This window comes from Paraburkholderia sp. 2C (assembly GCF_054589215.1).
On record NZ_BAAILL010000065.1, the window covers coordinates 141,229 to 158,387 of the forward strand.

General features: G+C 62.3%; 14 protein-coding genes. 3 read left to right on the top strand and 11 right to left on the bottom strand.

Going from position 1 to position 17,159, the window contains the following annotated elements; translation table 11 throughout:
- Nucleotides 1–15: 15 nt before the first annotated feature.
- From ACYPXD_RS29525 to mnmC, 8 genes are all read right to left on the bottom strand, one after another.
- Entirely contained in the window at nt 16–504 is a 489-nt protein-coding gene (locus ACYPXD_RS29525; protein ID WP_459720123.1) for an SET domain-containing protein, read from the bottom strand.
- A gap of 209 nt (nt 505–713) precedes the next feature.
- Nucleotides 714–1,826 carry an NADH:flavin oxidoreductase/NADH oxidase gene (locus ACYPXD_RS29530; RefSeq protein WP_459720126.1) on the bottom strand — a complete coding sequence of 371 codons (1,113 nt, stop codon included), beginning with the start codon at nt 1,824–1,826 and terminating at the stop codon, nt 714–716.
- Nucleotides 1,827–1,974: 148 nt separating this feature from the next.
- Nucleotides 1,975–2,718 (bottom strand): MOSC domain-containing protein, encoded by a 744-nt coding sequence (locus tag ACYPXD_RS29535; RefSeq protein WP_459720129.1) that lies wholly within the window; start codon nt 2,716–2,718, stop codon nt 1,975–1,977.
- A 42-nt stretch (nt 2,719–2,760) separates the two neighbouring features.
- Nucleotides 2,761–3,477 (bottom strand): glutamine amidotransferase, encoded by a 717-nt coding sequence (locus ACYPXD_RS29540; RefSeq protein WP_459720131.1) that lies wholly within the window; start codon nt 3,475–3,477, stop codon nt 2,761–2,763.
- A 195-nt stretch (nt 3,478–3,672) separates the two neighbouring features.
- Complete coding sequence (locus ACYPXD_RS29545) at nt 3,673–4,317, bottom strand: MarR family winged helix-turn-helix transcriptional regulator (protein WP_459720134.1); 645 nt, start codon at nt 4,315–4,317, stop codon at nt 3,673–3,675.
- 688 nt (nt 4,318–5,005) lie between these two features.
- Nucleotides 5,006–6,121: a YbdK family carboxylate-amine ligase gene (locus ACYPXD_RS29550; RefSeq protein WP_459720137.1), complete on the bottom strand. Its 1,116-nt coding sequence runs from the start codon at nt 6,119–6,121 to the stop codon at nt 5,006–5,008.
- Between the two features lie 8 nt (nt 6,122–6,129).
- A complete protein-coding gene (locus ACYPXD_RS29555; RefSeq protein WP_459720140.1) occupies nt 6,130–7,347 on the bottom strand; it encodes a cation:proton antiporter in 1,218 nt (405 codons plus the stop codon).
- A 929-nt stretch (nt 7,348–8,276) separates the two neighbouring features.
- Nucleotides 8,277–10,304, bottom strand: a complete 2,028-nt coding sequence (gene mnmC, locus ACYPXD_RS29560) for a bifunctional tRNA (5-methylaminomethyl-2-thiouridine)(34)-methyltransferase MnmD/FAD-dependent 5-carboxymethylaminomethyl-2-thiouridine(34) oxidoreductase MnmC (protein ID WP_459720920.1) — start codon at nt 10,302–10,304, stop codon at nt 8,277–8,279.
- 478 nt (nt 10,305–10,782) lie between these two features.
- On the opposite strand from mnmC, the gene ACYPXD_RS29565 reads away from it, so the two are divergent.
- The gene (locus tag ACYPXD_RS29565; protein WP_018441348.1) at nt 10,783–11,061 is read left to right on the top strand and encodes an HU family DNA-binding protein; all 279 of its coding nucleotides are present in this window, start codon (nt 10,783–10,785) and stop codon (nt 11,059–11,061) included.
- 98 nt (nt 11,062–11,159) lie between these two features.
- Here ACYPXD_RS29565 and ACYPXD_RS29570 read toward each other — a convergent pair whose 3' ends face one another.
- The 3 genes from ACYPXD_RS29570 to ACYPXD_RS29580 all read right to left on the bottom strand — a co-directional run bounded on the left by ACYPXD_RS29570 (nt 11,160) and on the right by ACYPXD_RS29580 (nt 13,604).
- The gene (locus ACYPXD_RS29570) at nt 11,160–12,470 is read right to left on the bottom strand and encodes a GTP-binding protein (protein ID WP_459720144.1); all 1,311 of its coding nucleotides are present in this window, start codon (nt 12,468–12,470) and stop codon (nt 11,160–11,162) included.
- A 274-nt stretch (nt 12,471–12,744) separates the two neighbouring features.
- Nucleotides 12,745–13,191, bottom strand: coding sequence for a lytic transglycosylase domain-containing protein (locus ACYPXD_RS29575; RefSeq protein WP_459720147.1), 447 nt, complete (start codon nt 13,189–13,191; stop codon nt 12,745–12,747).
- Nucleotides 13,188–13,604, bottom strand: a complete 417-nt coding sequence (locus ACYPXD_RS29580) for a hypothetical protein (protein ID WP_459720150.1) — start codon at nt 13,602–13,604, stop codon at nt 13,188–13,190. The genes ACYPXD_RS29575 and ACYPXD_RS29580 overlap by 4 nt, the downstream gene beginning before the upstream one ends.
- Nucleotides 13,605–13,830: 226 nt before the next feature.
- On the opposite strand from ACYPXD_RS29580, the gene gspD reads away from it, so the two are divergent.
- Nucleotides 13,831–16,287, top strand: a complete 2,457-nt coding sequence (gene gspD / locus ACYPXD_RS29585) for a type II secretion system secretin GspD (RefSeq protein ID WP_459720153.1) — start codon at nt 13,831–13,833, stop codon at nt 16,285–16,287.
- A 65-nt stretch (nt 16,288–16,352) separates the two neighbouring features.
- Nucleotides 16,353–17,159, top strand: an 807-nt coding sequence (locus ACYPXD_RS29590; RefSeq protein WP_459720922.1) for a GspE/PulE family protein, incomplete at its 3' end; no start/stop codon positions are given.

Sequence of the window (17,159 nt, forward strand, 5' to 3'; positions counted from 1 at the left end):
CATGGCTGCCGCCGCTCATTTCTTTTTCTTTTTGCCCTTCTTTTCTTTGCCGTCCTTTTCCGGCGCGGCGAGCATCGTGCCACGGCACTTGCGCGCGCCGCAACGGCATTCGTACTCGCGCTTGAGCTTCTTTGTCTGACGTGCGTCGATCACGAGGCCGTAGTCGTAGAACAGCTCTTCGCCGGCCTCGATATCGCGCAGCGCGCCGACATACACGTGTCCGTCGATCTCTTCGGCTTCGCAATTCGGCGCGCAGGAGTGATTGATCCAGCGCGCGCTGTTGCCGCTCACCTTGCCGTCGATCACGCCGCCGTTGTCGAGCGCGAAGTAAAACGTGTGATTCGGTTCGTCCGGATTATGCGGATGACGCCGCAATGCCTCTTTCCACGAGATCCGCTCTCCCTTGTACTCGATCAGGCGTTCGCCCGCTGCGATCGGTTCGAGCGCAAACACGCCTTTGCCATGGACGCCCGATTGGCGCACGGCGATCCTGCGTGAACTCATTGAATGAATCCTTGTGAAAAACTAAGGTGGACTTTCCGTCCGCTTTCCGACTGTTTTTTTTGGTCCGGATAGCAAACGCGGCGCCCTGCTGGCGCCGCGTCGACAGTTGATGCGTATGCGCATCACAACCGGCATCCTACACGGTCGATATGACTTCGTTCAAGCATCGGCATGCACACGAGGCACCTTCTTGTGCATGGCTCGAAAGTTCAGCGCTGCCCGAACGAAATATCGCCGAACAGCGCCTTCTGATCGCGCGGCTGGGAGCGCCAGTATTGCGGCGGCGCTTTCACCGAGGCACCCAGTTGCGCGGCCGCGTGCCACGGCCAGCGCGGATCGTACAGCATGGCGCGCGCCATGGCGACGAGATCGGCGTCGCCTTCCTCGACGAGCCGGTTCGCGTGTTCGGGATCGCTGATCAAACCGACGGCGATGGTCGGCAAGCCGGTCGCTTGCCTGATCGCCTTCGCGTACGGCGCCTGATAGCCGGGTTCGACCGGAATTTTCTGTAACGGCGACACCCCGCCGCTCGATGCGTCGATCCAGTCGCAGCCGCGCTTTTTCAGCGCCTGTGCGAACGCGATCGTATCGTCGATGGTCAGGCCGCCGTCGACCCAGTCGACGGCCGAGACGCGCACGCCGACCGGCTTATCGGCCGGAAACGCGGCCCGCACAATATCGAAGATTTCGAGCGGAAAGCGCATGCGGTTCTCGAGCGACCCGCCATATTCGTCGCCCCGCTGATTCGCAATCGGCGAAAGAAACTCGTGCAGCAGATAGCCGTGCGCGCAGTGAATCTCGAGCGCATCGACGCCTAGCCGTGCTGCGCGCCGCGCCGACGCGCCGAATGCATCGCGAATGCGGTTCAGGCCCGGATAGTCGAGGGCCAGCGGCGGCTCTTCGCCGGCCTTGTGCGGCAATGCCGAAGGTGCGTGCGGCAACCAGCCGCCGTCTGCTACCGGAATCAGCTGCCCGCCGTCCCACGGCGTATGGCTCGACGCTTTGCGGCCCGCATGCGCGAGCTGCATCGCCACGGGAATGTCGGAATACTTGCGAATGGCTGCGAGCACCGGCACGAAGGCGGCTTCGGTCATGTCGTCCCACAGGCCGAGATCGCCCGGTGTGATGCGGCCGTCCGGTTCGACGGCGGTCGCTTCGATAAACAGGATGCCCGCGCCCGATAGCGCGAGATGCCCGAGATGGATCATGTGCCACGCGGTCGCTTCACCGCGTTCGGCGGAGTACTGGCACATCGGCGAGACGGCGATGCGATTCGGCAGCGTCACGCTACGCAGCGTGAGCGGAGAAAACAAGGCGCTCATGGGATGGGACTCGGTCGAACGTGAGGGGGAGCGTTCGAGAATAACACCGGGTCCGAAGCGCTGCACACGCTCGCGAAGTCGATGTTTTTGCGGGTGTTCGCGTGCGGGTTGCCGACTGCGGCTGTGCGAGGCTGTATGTGTGCGCGATTTATTTCGCTGGCGTATCGAGTCGTTTGCTCCAGGACTCGACCGCGCCGCTTGCAAGTCGCTTCGCGGCCGTCGCCCGCCATGAGGGCGTCAGCGTGTCGAGATTCGCCATTTGTTCGAGTGCCGCGAGGTTGTGGCGATCGACATAGAGCACATGCAACAGACGCTCGACCGTCCACTGCGGATGCACGCGCGCGAGCCGCTCGATGCGATCGCCGGCGCCGATGTCGCCGGGTTCGAGCACGCGGTAGTACCAGCCGGTGCGCAGCGTCTCCTGCACGCGCCGCGACATATCGTCGCGTGTGAAGCGCAGGTTCAGTTTCCAGCATGGTTGGCGCGGCTGCGAAACCTGCACGATTGCATCGCCCATGCGGTACACGTCGCCGACGCATACGTTCGTTTCGGTCATGCCGACGGTACTGACGTTTTCGCCGAACGCGCCGCGCGAGGCGAAGCGAACAAGGCCCATTGCGGCCTTTTGCGTGTCGCAATGATTCGCGCTGCGGCTGTCGAGCCACTCATCGCGCCACGTCGCGTAATGATCGAACGGATAGTGGTGCAGTGCTTTCTCGGCGCCGCCATGATGCTTGGGGTCGGCCTGTTCGTCGCCGTCGAGGCCGGTTTCGTCGAGGCGAACGCGTCCGGTCACCGGATGTTTGTCGATGGCACTGCGTTTTCCGGCATCGCCGAGCGGCGCGACCATGCCCGTCAGTAAGGCGTCGACGCGGCAAAGACAGTCATTCATGGCAGGGATGGCATATCAATATGGCGCAAACCGCGGCCGGTCTTACGACGGCTGCCCGTCGAGCTGATCGAGCCACTCACCGAACATGTGCGATGCGGCCGCTTCGAGCGTCGGGCCGAAACGCGCTGTGTCTTCGCGCAATTGCAGCACGTCGACGCCATGCGTCACCAGCTCGCTTGCATGGCCGATCAGCCACGGTTCGAAGCGTTCGGTGCGAATCTCCGGATGGCACTGCAAACCGAGTACGTGATTGCCGAACGAAAACGCCTGGTTCTCGCAAAGAGGCGTAGACGCCAGCCGCGTCGCGCCTGTCGGCAAGTCGAACGTATCGCCGTGCCAATGCAGCATCGACGTCGATCGACCGTCAAGATGACGAATTGATGACGCACGACCGGCTTCGGTCAACGTCAACGGTGTCCAGCCGATTTCCGCGTGCCCGGCCGGATAGACGCGTGCTCCCATCGCCCGCGCAATCAGTTGCGCGCCGAGGCAAATGCCGAGCGTCGGCAAGCCTGCCGCGACGCGCTTTTCGATCATGGAAAGCAGCGGGCCGAGGGTCGGGTAGCGGTCGTCGTCATAGGCGCCGATCGGGCCACCGAGCACGACCATCAGCGACGGCGCGACCGGATTGGGCGCCTCGATGCGCGCAAAGCCGACGTCGAGATAACGGACGGGCCAGCCGCGCTCGCCGAGCACGAGTTCGAGACTGCCCAGATCCTCGAAGTGCACATGGCGAATGGCCAGAACTTCGTGATTCATCGGCATATCTCACATCACGTTGAAAAAGAAGCACCTTCCCGCCGGCGCGGGAGAACGTGCTGCAAGCCACGGCCCGATCTTGCATGGCAGCCGCATGGCAAACGGGCGGAGCGTCGCGCCCCGCTACGTTGCTGACACTGGCGTCTTCACGCAGCGCAAGCGCTGCTGGCGAGCCGGCTCCGCAGTTTAGCGGAGTCAGGCTTGCTGCGCGAAGATCTTCCAGGTTTTCTTTTGCGTCGCGATATCCGCGGTTTCGTGGACCGAGCAGTCGAGCCGCAAGTCGGTGTCCGACATCGTGATGTCGAGCAGCGCGCAGCGATGCAACGACTTCTTCGGATTCTTGCTCGGTTCGAAATGTGTGCAGGTTACACACATCCGATGCACGGGAATCTGGCCTTGCACTTCGAGTTGCCGGACCGTCTTCAGCAACGTGCGATAGAACATGGCCTGTTCATCGTCGCGCAACGTGCCGACCGCCTTCGACAGGAAGTCAGGCCATTGCGCCGCGCGCTTGGCCGCCGTGCGCCCGCGCGCCGTCAGGCGGACCGCAAGTGCGCGGCCGTCATCGAGCGCCCGTCGCTTTTCGACGAGGCCTTTGCCTTCCAGCGTGCTCACCGCATCGCTCGTCGTCGCGGCGGTCAACGCCGTTTCGCGTGCGATCTCGCCGAGACGCATCGGGCCCTTGCGCTGCATCAGCAGCACCAGGATTTCGCCTTGGGTAGGCGTGAGGCCTGCGCCTTCCGCCCATTCCCATGCCTGGCTACGCATTGCCGTGCTGAGTCGTAACAGGCTGTGGGTCACCCGCCCGGTAGCCTGCTCTCCGTAAACGCCTTCGCTCATAGTCATTCGTTGGTTATTGACGACGTGCCTCAGCGTGTTGGCAGCAATGCAAACCGCCGGCAGCCGTGTGGGGTTGTCCCGCCAGAAAAGCCGGCGAGCCGATTCCTACTATCTCAAAAATTTCCTGCTTTGCACGCCTGTCCCGGCGCGTTAATGGGAGAGTCGCACACTCTCTTTTTGTCCGCAGCGACCATTGCACCCGTTTGATCGAAAGACCCGCCGGAAGACCCGCCGAAAAACCCAACCGGGTCGCTTCGAATCAACCTCAACCGGGAGCAGCGGGACCATTCGCTGCGACGAAGTCGTCATTCTATGCGAGAGCGGCAAATCGTACAGCTAAGTTGTCCAACGCAATCTGTGGATAACCACGGGAAAAGACCGTTGACTGCCTGTGCGTGAATTCTTGATAACGGGCGACCCCGTCAAAGTCGGATCCAGGATATCAGCCGTTGCAAGCGTTGATCCAGCGCTGTTCCGCATGGTTATGGTTTTCGCAGTGCTTTGACTTTTCAGGAGATTATTCTGTTGTCCACAGACAAGTGCAATGCTTGTTAACTACTACTACGTTTGTATATGTAAACATTGGAAAGAAGCTGGGAGCCCGAAGCTGGGGCTTTTTAAACGAAAAAACCCGCTAAAAGCGGGTTCATCAAGATGACAGAATTTGACGGGGTTTTTATCTGCCTGGCTATGCGCGCCATTGCAGGCATTGCTGACGAACTGCTTCATGCAGCGATTTTTCGTCGCGATAGACCGCGCGTAGCCACGTCGCATCGTTGATCTGGCCGCGCGCAATCGAACCGACTTCGTCGAGCGCTTTCGTCGAACCCAATGCTTCGGCATGCGGCGCGATCCGCTCGAGCGTTCGAATGATGTCTTCGGAGATGGTCCGGCGTTCGCCGGTCTGCGGATCGATGCAGGTGCCGGCAAGCCCGAAACGGCATGCTTCGAAACGGTTAAACGTATAAACGAGGTAGTCGTCCTCTTTTGGCGTAAGAGGTTTATCCAGAAGCAGATGTCGCGCGAGCGTCTGGATATAGCAGGCGATCGCGGCCGCGCGGTCGACCGATAGCGGCGTGTCCATCACACGAACCTCGATCGTGCCGAAACCGGGTTTGGGTCGGATGTCCCAATAGAAATCTTTCATGCTGTTGACGACACCGGTATGGACCATCTTCGAAAAGTATTCTTCGAAGCTGTCCCATGTCAGCACAAACGGCGCGCGGCCCGACAACGGAAACGCGAAGACCGAATTCAGACGTGCCGAATGAAAACCGGTATCGACGCCCTGCACGAACGGCGACGAAGCCGACAGCGCAATGAAATGCGGAATGAATCGGGACATCGAATGAAGCAGAAACAGCGCGCTGTCCGAATCGGGACAACCGATGTGGACATGCTGGCCAAACACTGTGAACTGTTTGGCAAGGTAACCGTAGAGCTCCGACAGATACTGAAAGCGCGGGGTATCGACGATCTGCCGCTCGCTCCATTGCTGGAACGCATGCGTGCCGCCGCCGCACAGCCCGACGTTGAGCCGGTCCGCCGCGGCGACGAGCGTATCGCGGATCGTGCGCAGATCCGCGACCGCCTGTTCGTGAGACGTGCAGATACCGGTCGACAGCTCGATCATGCTTTCGGTGATTTCCGGCGTGATATTGCCTGGAATCTTTTCGTCCTTGATCAGGCGTAGCAGATCGGACGCGGCTTTGGTCAGATCATAGTCATGCGTGTTCACAATCTGCATTTCGAGTTCGATACCGAAGGTGAACGGTTTCGAATCGACGAAGGGTTCGAGTGACATGGCGTCCTTTACGAGGTTCGAGCGTTATCGCGTCGTTCGCCGACCAGCGCAAGGCTGCGGTAAACGAACCACGGACCCACGAGCTGCAGCACGACGATCGAGCACATGATGACCGCGCGCAGCATCGGATCGAAATTCGGGTACAGCGTGTAGGTGTCGTCGACGAGCAGATAGGCAAGCGCCGACATCGGCGAGAGCGACAGTCCGAGCGCCGCGCCCTGCTTCCAGTTCAGTCCGCTCGGCTTGGCGAAAACGAGCACGCCGACCATCTTGGCGACGAGGCGCGCGACGATCAGCCCGCACGCTGCGACGCCGCCGAGCGCGATGTCACGCCATTCGAATGTGGTCAACGTCAGCACGAACATGATGACGGTGAGCAGCCAGCCGGCGGTGCCGAAATGCTCCGGCCACAGTTGCGGCCGCACTTCGAGATTCTTGACGATGATGCCGGCCGCGAGCAGCGCCAGGATGGTCGACAGCTTGAAGACATGCGCAATGGCGATCGCCAGCAGCACGAGCCCGAACAGCGCGACGAACGAATGCTCGTCCTGCATGTTGACGCGGCGATAAAAGAACATGCACGTGCGCGCGAGCAGATAAGCGAGGATCAGCGAGCCGACCAGCAGATAAAGCGGCTGGAGAATCGTCGCGAATACGTTGCCGTAAATTTCCTGATGCAGCCAGCCGGATGCGAGCTTTTCGATCACGACCGCGTACATGCTATTCAACGCGGTCAGCGTCATCAGACGCTGCGTGACCTGGCCTTCGGCGCGTAACTCGGTTTTGAGCTGGATCACCATTGCGGGCGAGGTCGCCATCGCAATCGATGCGAGCACCATGGCGGTCATCACCGGCACATGCACGAAAAGCAGAACGGTCAGCACGAGCACGAAGGTCAGCGTCGCTTCGGCAATGCTCGACAGGATCAGCCAGGGATTGCGGCGGACCCAGCGCAAATCGAGCCGGCTGCCGAGCTCGAACAGCAGGAGGCCGAGCGCCACATCGAGCAACGGCCGTGCCGCGCTTGCCGATTCGGCATCGATCACGCCCGACCCCGCGGCGCCCGCGATCAATCCGATTACCGCGTAACCGGAGATGCGCGGCAAATGCCAGGCGCGGTAGCACAACTCGCCGCACAGGCCCGCGGCCAGCAGCGCGAGACCTGCCCAAAAAATGGCATCGGGCGTCAGAGGCCAGGCGGGAAAAAATGAAAACGCCGACTTCATCGTGGTGGGTTCTCCTTGTGCGACAACCGCAACAGGCCGGGAAAGCCGGAATGGCCGGAATCTGCCTGAAGAGGAGCGGCTGACGAGCAAACCCCTGAGCAAATCCCGGACTCGGAGAAGCGGCTCGTCGCAACGAGCGCTTGCGCCGACCTGTGTTGCGCTTGTCAACGATCGGGTGAAAAACAGGACGAACATGCCGACGCCGCGGTCGCTGCAAGCGGCATCGTCACGGGTGATAGAACGCCGTCGACTTTCGAATCAGATTCTGATGAACCGACAACCGTTCCTTAGGTGCGCTGTGCCACCTTGGGCGGCACTCGACGCGTGAAGAACGGCGATTGTGCCATAGGTTTCTTCTACCAGCTGGCAAAAGCGCCGAACTTACCGTCAAAGAGGTAAAACGTACGCCATCTGGATGGCAAAAGGAAAAAGCGACCTTGGTCGGCGCGCACCGGGGGCGGTTCTTCCGTCAAAAGGTTGCGTCTGCAAGCGCTTTGAAACCTGCCTGGGGCTTACCGCTGGCATGTGCTCTGGAACCAGTGGGCGCGGATTGCGGTTTCGCGTTTGGCTTGCCTTTGGACCCAACGTTTGGGGTGACATGCGCCGGGGGCAGTGGACGGCACCGATACGGGTCTTCTACTCAAAGGTTTACCTGTATGTATACGTAGTAGCAGTTAACAAGGGCATGTCCTTTTTGTGGACAACGCCGGTTTACCGAAAGAAATCATGGTTTTGACGCGCGCATAACCGGACGCATAGCGTGTGCGTGCAGAGGTGGCTTCTGCTGGTAACTTTCGGGCGTCAAACAGTGGCGTTCGAGTTACCCCGTTTACGTCCACATCGATTCCACACGAGTTTCGCGTCGAATTCGACCGGTTATCCACAGACTCGCGTGAATAACCGGTTCTTCGCGGTCTGGTGCGTGGCCCTCAGTCGAACGCGTCGTGCCGCAATGCGCGCAACAGGAAACGCGCGGGATCGATTGCTTCGGCCAGCTCACGCTCGATCGGCCACGGTTCGCCTTCGAGTTGCGAGACGATCAGTTCCGCGCCGAGCGCGGCCCAGACGAGCCCGCGCGAGCCATAGGCGAACGCTCCGTAGAGTCCGTTCGCGCGCGGCAGGTCGCGCGGCCATGCGCCGCGCAGCTTCGCGGCATCGGCGATGGCTGCGGCTTCGTTCGCGAGCGTGCCGATCATCGGCAGCCGGTCGCTCGTGACGCAGCGAAACGCGACGCGGCCGGTCAGTGCGGACGACGCATCGTGTCTGCCGGTTTCATTCGATGCGCCGGCCGGATCGGCGGGGCTTTCAGATTGGCCGGCAAGCGAAGGCAGCATTCGCGCCACGCGCTCGATGTTTTCGATGTGCGCTTCGGTACGCAGTGCGGTGTCGGTATCGTCGACGTCGTAGGTGGCGCCGACGAGTTTCGTGCCGTCGGCGAGCGGCACCGCGTAGCCTTCCCCGATTACCGGAAGCCGCAGGCCGTCGAGCGAGCCGATTGCGTCGATCGGGCTATCCGGCAACAAGGTCAACTGCCCGCGCACGCTGCGCGTCGGCGCGTGGTTCAGGCCGGCGACGCGCGCCGCTTCATGTGCATTTGCGACGATCACGACCGGTGCACGGACAAGCGTTTGTCCGGCCGCGTCGACCACGGTCCACTGGTCGCCGGAGCGTTCGATGCGAGCGGCTTCGACACCGTAACGCCGCTCGAGAAGATCACCGGCGCTCGCACATTGCGCCGCGCAGAGTTGCGCGGGATCGATCCACCCGCCGTGCGGAAAAAAACAGCCGCCTCGTGTAACGGGTATGCCCGCGATTCGCGCGGCTTCGTCCCGCGAGACAGCGGTCACGAATTCGGCCGGATACGCAAGCGATGCCAGCACCTGCGCGAAAGACTGCGCTTCGTCTTCGGATTCGGCGATCTGCAGCAAGCCTTCCGCGCCATGCGGAAATGGCGCAACAAGATCGGCAAGCATCGACCAGCGCCGCAATGCGTACAGAAAACCCGCGCGCGTGATGCGCGACGCGACGCTGTCGTCGCGCGCGAGCATCGGATGGAATACGCCCGCCGGATTACCCGATGCTTCGCGTGCGGCCGCGCGATGCCGCTCGAGTGACGTAATGCGCCAGCCGCGCGCGGCGAGCCGTTCGGTTATCGCGCAACCGGCTAGTCCGGCGCCGATGACGACCGCGTGCCGTTCGCTTACCGCAAGCGGCTGCGGTGGTTCATAACGCCGCACGCGCCAGCGTGGCGCGAAGCGGCCGACCAGCATCGCGCGCTTGCTCGCGAAACCGTCGACCTTCGTGCATTCGAAGCCCGCTTGCGCGAGCCCGCGTTTGACGTCGCCGGCGCTTGAATAGGTGGCGACGGTGGCATCGTCGGCCGCGACGCGCGTGAGGGATCTGAAAACCTGCGGGCTCCAGAGTTCGGGATTCTTCGATGGCGCGAAGCCGTCGAGGTAAATGGCGTCGGCGCGCATCGATAACGACGGCAGCGTTTCGATTGCATCGCCGAATACGAGCGTGAGCGTCACACGCCCTTCTTCGAATTCGAGCCGGTGCATGCCGGGCACGAGCATCGGCCACGTCTTTGCAAGCAAACCGCACAAAGGCGCGATCGATGCATCCGCAACGATCGCTTCGTGTGCAGTGCGCAAATCGGTTCGCGAAAACGGGTGCTTCTCGATCGATACGAAGTGAAGTCGCTCGCAGCGCGCCGGGTCGGCGCGCCACTGCGCCCACGTCGTCAGGAAATTGACGCCGAGCCCGAATCCGATCTCAAGAATGCTGAATATCCGACGGCCGCGCCACCGCTCGGGCAGCGCGTTGCCTTTCAGGAACACATGCCGAGCCTGGGCGAAGGCGCCAGCGGCGCTGTGATAGATGTCGTCGTGGCGCGGCGAGTACGGCGTGCCGTCCGCGCGAAAAACGAGCGTGGCGGGTGTGAGCGTGGCGGTCATGCGAAGTGAAAAACGGTCCGGCAGTTCGGATTCGATGCCGCGCCGACCCGGCTGGAACCGCCTGTAACAGGCGTTTTGCGCGGGCTCGAAGATCGCTTCGACCACTCGAAAACGCCGTTGCACGCGCAAAGCCGCTCCGACGCTCGCGTAAAACGTTGGCAAAAACCAACGCTAAAGCGCCTCGAAACCCCGTCCGGGACGCGAATACGACGCCAAAGGAGCGCAAATTGCCGATTTCCATGCTGGATCAGGCGCAGCGCGATGTAAATCTTCGAAACCCTTGTCCAGATTGGGTTTGCGCTGAGCTATCATAGCAAGCGCCGCGAGGGAAGCGGCAGCACGGCGTTCGATGCAGTGCGACAGCGCGCTGCTTAGGTCGGGGAATTCCCAAGCCGTCGCTGCTCGACGGCGCGGCGCGCGCACGTATAATCGGCGCGTTCGCGCTGTTCGTGTCAACCTAAACCAGAAAGGAACCTTAATGAACAAACAGGAACTGATCGACGCCGTCGCAGGGCAGACGGGCGCCAGCAAGGCTCAAACCGGCGAAACGCTGGACACGCTTCTCGAAGTAATCAAGAAGGCAGTGTCGAAGGGTGACTCAGTTCAGTTGATCGGCTTTGGCAGCTTCGGTTCGGGCAAGCGGGCAGCACGTACGGGCCGTAACCCGAAGACCGGCGAAACCATCAAGATTCCGGCCGCCAAGACGGTCAAGTTCACGGCCGGTAAGGCATTCAAGGACGCAGTCAACAAGCGTTAAGCGAATCTCGTTTTAGTTTCGCTGCATTTGTTGGCACCCGCCACCAGGCGGGTTTTTTTTCGCCTGCGCTTTTATCGCAGGCGTTTTTGTTACATCGCTCAATGACGATGCACGATCTGGCCTTCGCCATGATCGTGGCCGCCGTCGTGGTCGTGATCATGGTCGTGCGCTTCGTCGTCTTCGAAATTCGCATCCCACGAGGGAAACGGATCGGCGAACTGCAGCCAGCCGTCGGGGCCGAGCGCATATTCGTCATCGGTGAGCAGGCACGCGTCGAACTTCGCCTGCCAGTGCGCCCGATCGATGTCGACGCCGATCATCACGAGTTCCTGGCGCCGGTCGCCGATCGTCGTATCGTCCGGGTCGCCGTGCCAGTCGGCGGCGATTTCGGCCATCAGCTCGGCGTCGCCCTCCGGCCATTCGCTGCGATCCTGGGCCGCCCACCAGATGCCGGCCGGTCCGTGCCGGCACGCGCCGCCCGCTTGCGACAGCATGCCGCCCATGTCGTTGCGCGTCGCGAGCCAGAAGAAACCCTTGGTACGCAGGATTCCTTGCCACTCTTCGTGCATCAGTGCCCACAACCGCTCGGGATGAAACGGCCGCCGGGCGCGGTAAACGAAATGGCCGATGCCGTACTGGTCGGCTTCGCCGGTATGCGAGTGATCGTGGTCGTGATGCAGCGACGCGAGCCAGCCCGGCGCATTCGACGCGCTGTCGAAATCGAAACGCTTCGTGTCGAGTACTTCGGATAACGGCACGTCGCCGAAGCGGCTCACGATTTGCGCCGCGCGCGGGTTGATCCGCGTGAGGATGCTTTGCAGCTTCGCCAGTTCGTCGGCGCTGACAAGATCGGCCTTGTTCACGACGAGCACGTCGCAGAATTCGATCTGGTCGATCAGCAGTTCGACGAGCGTGCGATCGTCGTCTTCCGAGGCGGCGATGCCGCGCTCGGCAAGACCGTCGGCGCACGCATAGTCGCGCAGAAAATTGAACGCGTCGACGACGGTAACCATCGTGTCGAGCCGCGCGACGTCGGCAAGCGACGCGCCGTCGTCGTCGACGAAGGTGAAGGTTTCGGCGATCGGCATCGGCTCGGCCACGCCGGTCGATTCGATCAGGATTGCGTCGAATCGCTTTTCCGCGGCGAGGCGCCGGATCTCGGCGAGCAGATCGTCGCGCAGCGTGCAGCAGATGCACCCGTTCGACATTTCGACCAGTTGCTCTTCGACATGCGAGAGTTCGGCGGCATCGCGCACGAGCGCGGCGTCGATATTGACCGCGGCGAGGTCGTTGACGATCACGGCAACACGCAGCCCCGCGCGATTCGCGAGGATGTGATTGAGGAGCGTGGTCTTGCCGGCACCCAGAAAACCGGAGAGCACGGTGACGGGCAGTGGCGGCTGGTTCATTGCGGTACGGAAAACGTGAGCGGAAAAACGCAGTATGCGACAGGCCGGGATGGGCCGAAGCGTTTTACCGGTGTTTGCGAAGCGTCGCGGGCGGCGGCCCTAACGTAGATAGCGTGGGCACGAGAGGCGAGCGGCCGGCGCGCGGCGTGAAGCCGCATTGTGCATCAAATGGCGGGAAACCGCCGGACGCGCGGTCGGAACGGGACGGGCGACGGAACGGGCGAAATGAACCTGAGGGGCGCATCGAAACGTCGATCGAGCCGCCCCGCCCGGGTCACTTCGACGCCGGCATCAGCTTCCACTTCTGCAGGATCGCGACGATCTGCTGCGCGTACTTGTCGCGCAGCGCCGGCGTTTCCGAATGGTAGGCGCCGACGGCTTGCCACGTATTGCCGTACTTGTTCATTTTCTGGCGCAGGTGCCACGCGGCGATATAAACGTTCTTGCACGGCTCCATCAGCGTGCCGCTGGAAATGCCGTATTGCGCGAGCGCGGGCAGATGCACCGAATTGATCTGCATCACGCCGTAATCGGTCGAGCCGTTCGCGTTTTTATGCAGCGCGTCCGGCCGGTTATGCGATTCCTGCCATGCGATTGCCCGCAGAATCAGCGGATTCACTTTCTGGTACTGTGCCGCCTCGTCGAAGCAGTCCGCCCGTGCGGTGCCGGCCGCGAGAAGCGCGGCAAGTGCGGCGGTAACGGTCAAAAAGGTCAGCTTCATCGGGCTATAACAGTGAATGGCAGGAAATCAGGTGCAATTGGACAAAAGGACCGGCAACGGAACAGCAGCACAACGAGCAATGCAGCGAGCAATGCACCGAGCAGGAACAGCAACGAAACCAGGCGATGCGCATGATGGCCGGCAGCGACCATCAAGATGACTAAGCAAATCAAAAATAAAAAATAAAGACGGTGCGCGCGCTCACAAAAAAATGCCTGGCGCAGGACCGACCGTGTGCAATTGAGCACGCCATCGGGGAAAACCCGCTCTAGCCAGGCGTCTTCGTCGCCTCGAACCGCCCGTATCATACCGGCAGACGAACGCGCGTCAATGTTGCCAGGCCGACATATACCGCGCGAACCATGGCGTTCGTGTGTCATCGCGCACGCAACAGAAGCGAATGCTTTCAACACCTTACGGAGCTTCAGACCGTCAGTGAGAACTTACGCAGTCACTTGGTTTTGTGACATTTCCGACACGAAAAGCTGTTACTGTTGCTGCTTTTCCGAATACCGGACCGCTGGCGCCCGCGTGGCGATCGAGACCCATCGAGTGTGCCAGCCGATGACGGGGGCAATGTCTTACCGCGGTATTCGCTGCGAACAGTCGGCGTAAAACGCCGGCATCCATTTCAGATCCATGAGAAGAAACCGTTTTGTATTGCGTCGCTCGGCAACGGCGCTGGTACTGGCTGGCCTGCTCGCCTCGCAAGTCGCGTATGCGCAGGTCACGCTCAACTTCGTTAATGCCGATATCGATCAGGTGGCGAAGGCCATTGGCGCCGCGACGGGCAAGACCATCATCGTTGACCCGCGTGTCAAAGGTCAGCTCAATCTGGTATCGGAAAATCCGGTTCCGGAAGACCAGGCACTCAAAACGTTGCAGGCCGCATTGCGGATGCAGGGCTTTTCGCTCGTGCAGGATCATGGGGTACTGAAGGTCGTACCGGAGGCCGACGCGAAGTTGCAAGGCGTGCCGACCTACATCGGCAACGCGCCGACCGCGCGCGGCGACCAGGTCGTCACGCAGGTTTTCCAGTTGAGAAACGAGTCGGCCAATAATCTGCTGCCGATCCTGCGGCCGCTGATCTCGCCGAACAATACGATTGCCGCGTATCCGGCCAATAACACGCTGGTCGTGACCGACTACGCGGATAACGTGCGCCGCCTCGCGCAAATCATCGCGGGCGTCGATACGGCGGCCGGTCAGCAAGTGGTCGTCGTGCCGCTGAAAAACGCGAATGCGCTCGACGTCGCGCAGCAGCTCACGAAGGCGCTGGACCCGGGCTCGATCGGCAGCACCGACGCCACGCTCAAAGTGTCGGTGTCCGCGGATCCCCGCACCAATTCGATTTTGCTGCGCGCCTCGAATGTCGCGCGGCTCAACGCGGCGAAGACACTCGCGAAAGAACTCGACGCACCGACGGCCGAGCCCGGCAATATGCACGTCGTGCAATTGCGCAATGCGGATGCGGTGAAACTCGCGAAGACCTTGCGCGGCATGCTCGGCAAAGGTGGCGACAGCTCGTCCGGCGGTGGTGCGGGCGGCGGTGGCGGCGGCGCGAACTCGTTCAGCCAGAACCAGGGCGGCGGCGGACTCGGCAGTTCGACCGGCACGTCGGGCACGCCGCCGTTGCCCGGCGGTTCGTCGAGTTCGTTTGGCGGTTCGTCGTCGATGGGCGGCGGCAGCTCGTTCGGCGGCAGCGGCGGTTCGTATGGCAGCGGCGCCGGCAGCAGCTCGCCGTTTCTCAGCAGCGACAAGGATGAGGACGACAATCAGCCGGGCGGCATGATCCAGGCCGATTCCGCGACGAATTCACTGATCATCACCGCGTCGGACCCTGTCTACCGCAATCTGCGCGCGGTGATCTCGCAACTCGATGCGCGCCGTGCGCAGGTCTATATTGAAGCGCTGATCGTCGAGCTGAACTCGAACACGAGCGGCAATCTCGGCATTCAGTGGCAGGTCGCGAACAATTCGGTTTTTGCCGGCACGAACCTGCAGACCGGCAGCAGCAACAGCATCATCAATCTGACGGCCGCCGCCGCCGCCGCCGGGAGCACTGGCGGTCTCGCCGCGGCGCTGGCCAATCAGCAGCTTCAACAGGGCCTGAACGTCGGCTGGATCCACAATATTTTCGGCGTGCAGGGGCTCGGCGCGTTGCTGCAGGCGCTGTCGCAGACGTCCGACGCGAACGTGCTGTCGACACCTAACCTGATTACACTGGACAACGAGGAAGCGAAGATCGTCGTCGGCACGAACGTGCCGATTACGACGGGTTCGTTCTCGAATCTGACCAGCGGCAACACGGCCAACGCGTTCAATACGTTCGACCGCGTCGACGTCGGTTTAACGTTGCACGTGAAGCCGCAGATTACCGACGGCGGCATTCTGAAGCTGCAGCTCTACACGGAAGACTCGGCAATCGTGACCGGCACGAACAACGCGGCGACCAACCCGGCGGGCCCGGAGTTCACCAAGCGTTCGGTGCAGTCGACCGTGCTTTGCGATAACGGCGAGATCATCGTGCTGGGCGGCCTGATGCAGGACAATTACCAGGTCAACAACAGCAAGGTGCCGCTGCTCGGCGATATTCCGTGGATCGGCCAGCTGTTCCGCTCGGAACAGAAGACTCGCGAAAAGACGAACCTGATGGTATTCCTGCGCCCTGTGATCCTGAGCGACGCCGCGACGACGCAGGCCGTGTCGGCGAATCGCTACGGCTACATTCAGGGCTTGCAGGGCGCGTACAAGTCGGACAACAACATCATGAGAGATAAGGACGACCCGGTGGTTCCGCCGATGCCGGTCGGCCCGAGCCAGGGCGGTTCGGCGCTGAACCTGTTCGATCTCGACAAGATGCGGCGTCAGCAGATGGCGACACCGCCGGCTGCGGTCCCCGCGCCTGCACAAATTCCGGCCCCTGCTCAAGCCCCTGCCCCGGCGACCACCGCGCCGGTGCCGACGCCGGTTCCCGCCTGGGTTCCCGCGCCTGCGACCGCGACGCCCGCCCCGGCTCCGGCGATGATTCCGGCGGCACCGCCGCCCGCGACCGGCACGGTACAGAGCATCCAGCCTCCGGGAGCGCAGCCGTGAGCACGCATCCGATAGCCGCGTCGCACGCGCCGATCGGCGCGGACGGCGCGCGCGATGCGCGGGAGTTGCCGGCCGATGCGACGGCCGCGAGCCGCGAGGGCCCGTCGGCGCTCGCTGCGCGGCTTGTGCCGTATGGGTTCGCGAGAAGCGGCCAGATTCTGGTGGCGCATCAGCATCCGGACTCGCTCGAAGTGTGGATCAGCGACCGCACGAGCGACGCGGCGCTGGCTGAAGTCGCACGAAACTTCGGCGTACTGTCCGTTGTGCGGATACCCGCCGACGAGCTCGCGCAGGCGATCAGCACCGCGTATGCGCGCCAGGACGGCAGCGCGGCGCAGGTGGTCGGCGAAGTGGAAGGCGAAGTCGATCTGTCGCGCCTGATGCAGGACATTCCGGAAGTCGAGGATCTGCTCGAGTCCGAAGACGATGCGCCGATCATCCGCATGATCAACGCGCTGCTTACGCAGGCCGCGCGCGAGCAGGCGTCCGATATTCACATCGAGCCGTTTGAGAATGCATCGGTGGTGCGTTTTCGGGTGGACGGCACGCTGCGCGATGTCGTGCGGCCGAAGAAGGCACTGCACGGCGCGCTGATCTCGCGGATCAAGATCATGGCGCAGCTCGATATCGCGGAGAAACGCTTGCCGCAGGACGGGCGTATTACGTTGCGCGTGGGCGGCCGCCCGGTGGATGTACGCGTATCGACGTTGCCGACCGGTCACGGCGAGCGCGCGGTGCTGCGTCTGCTCGAAAAGGACGCGGCGCGCCTGAATCTTGAAGCGCTCGGCATGGCGCAGGACACGCTCGGCCAGTTCGACAAGCTGATCGGGCGCCCGCACGGCATCGTGCTCGTCACGGGCCCGACCGGCTCG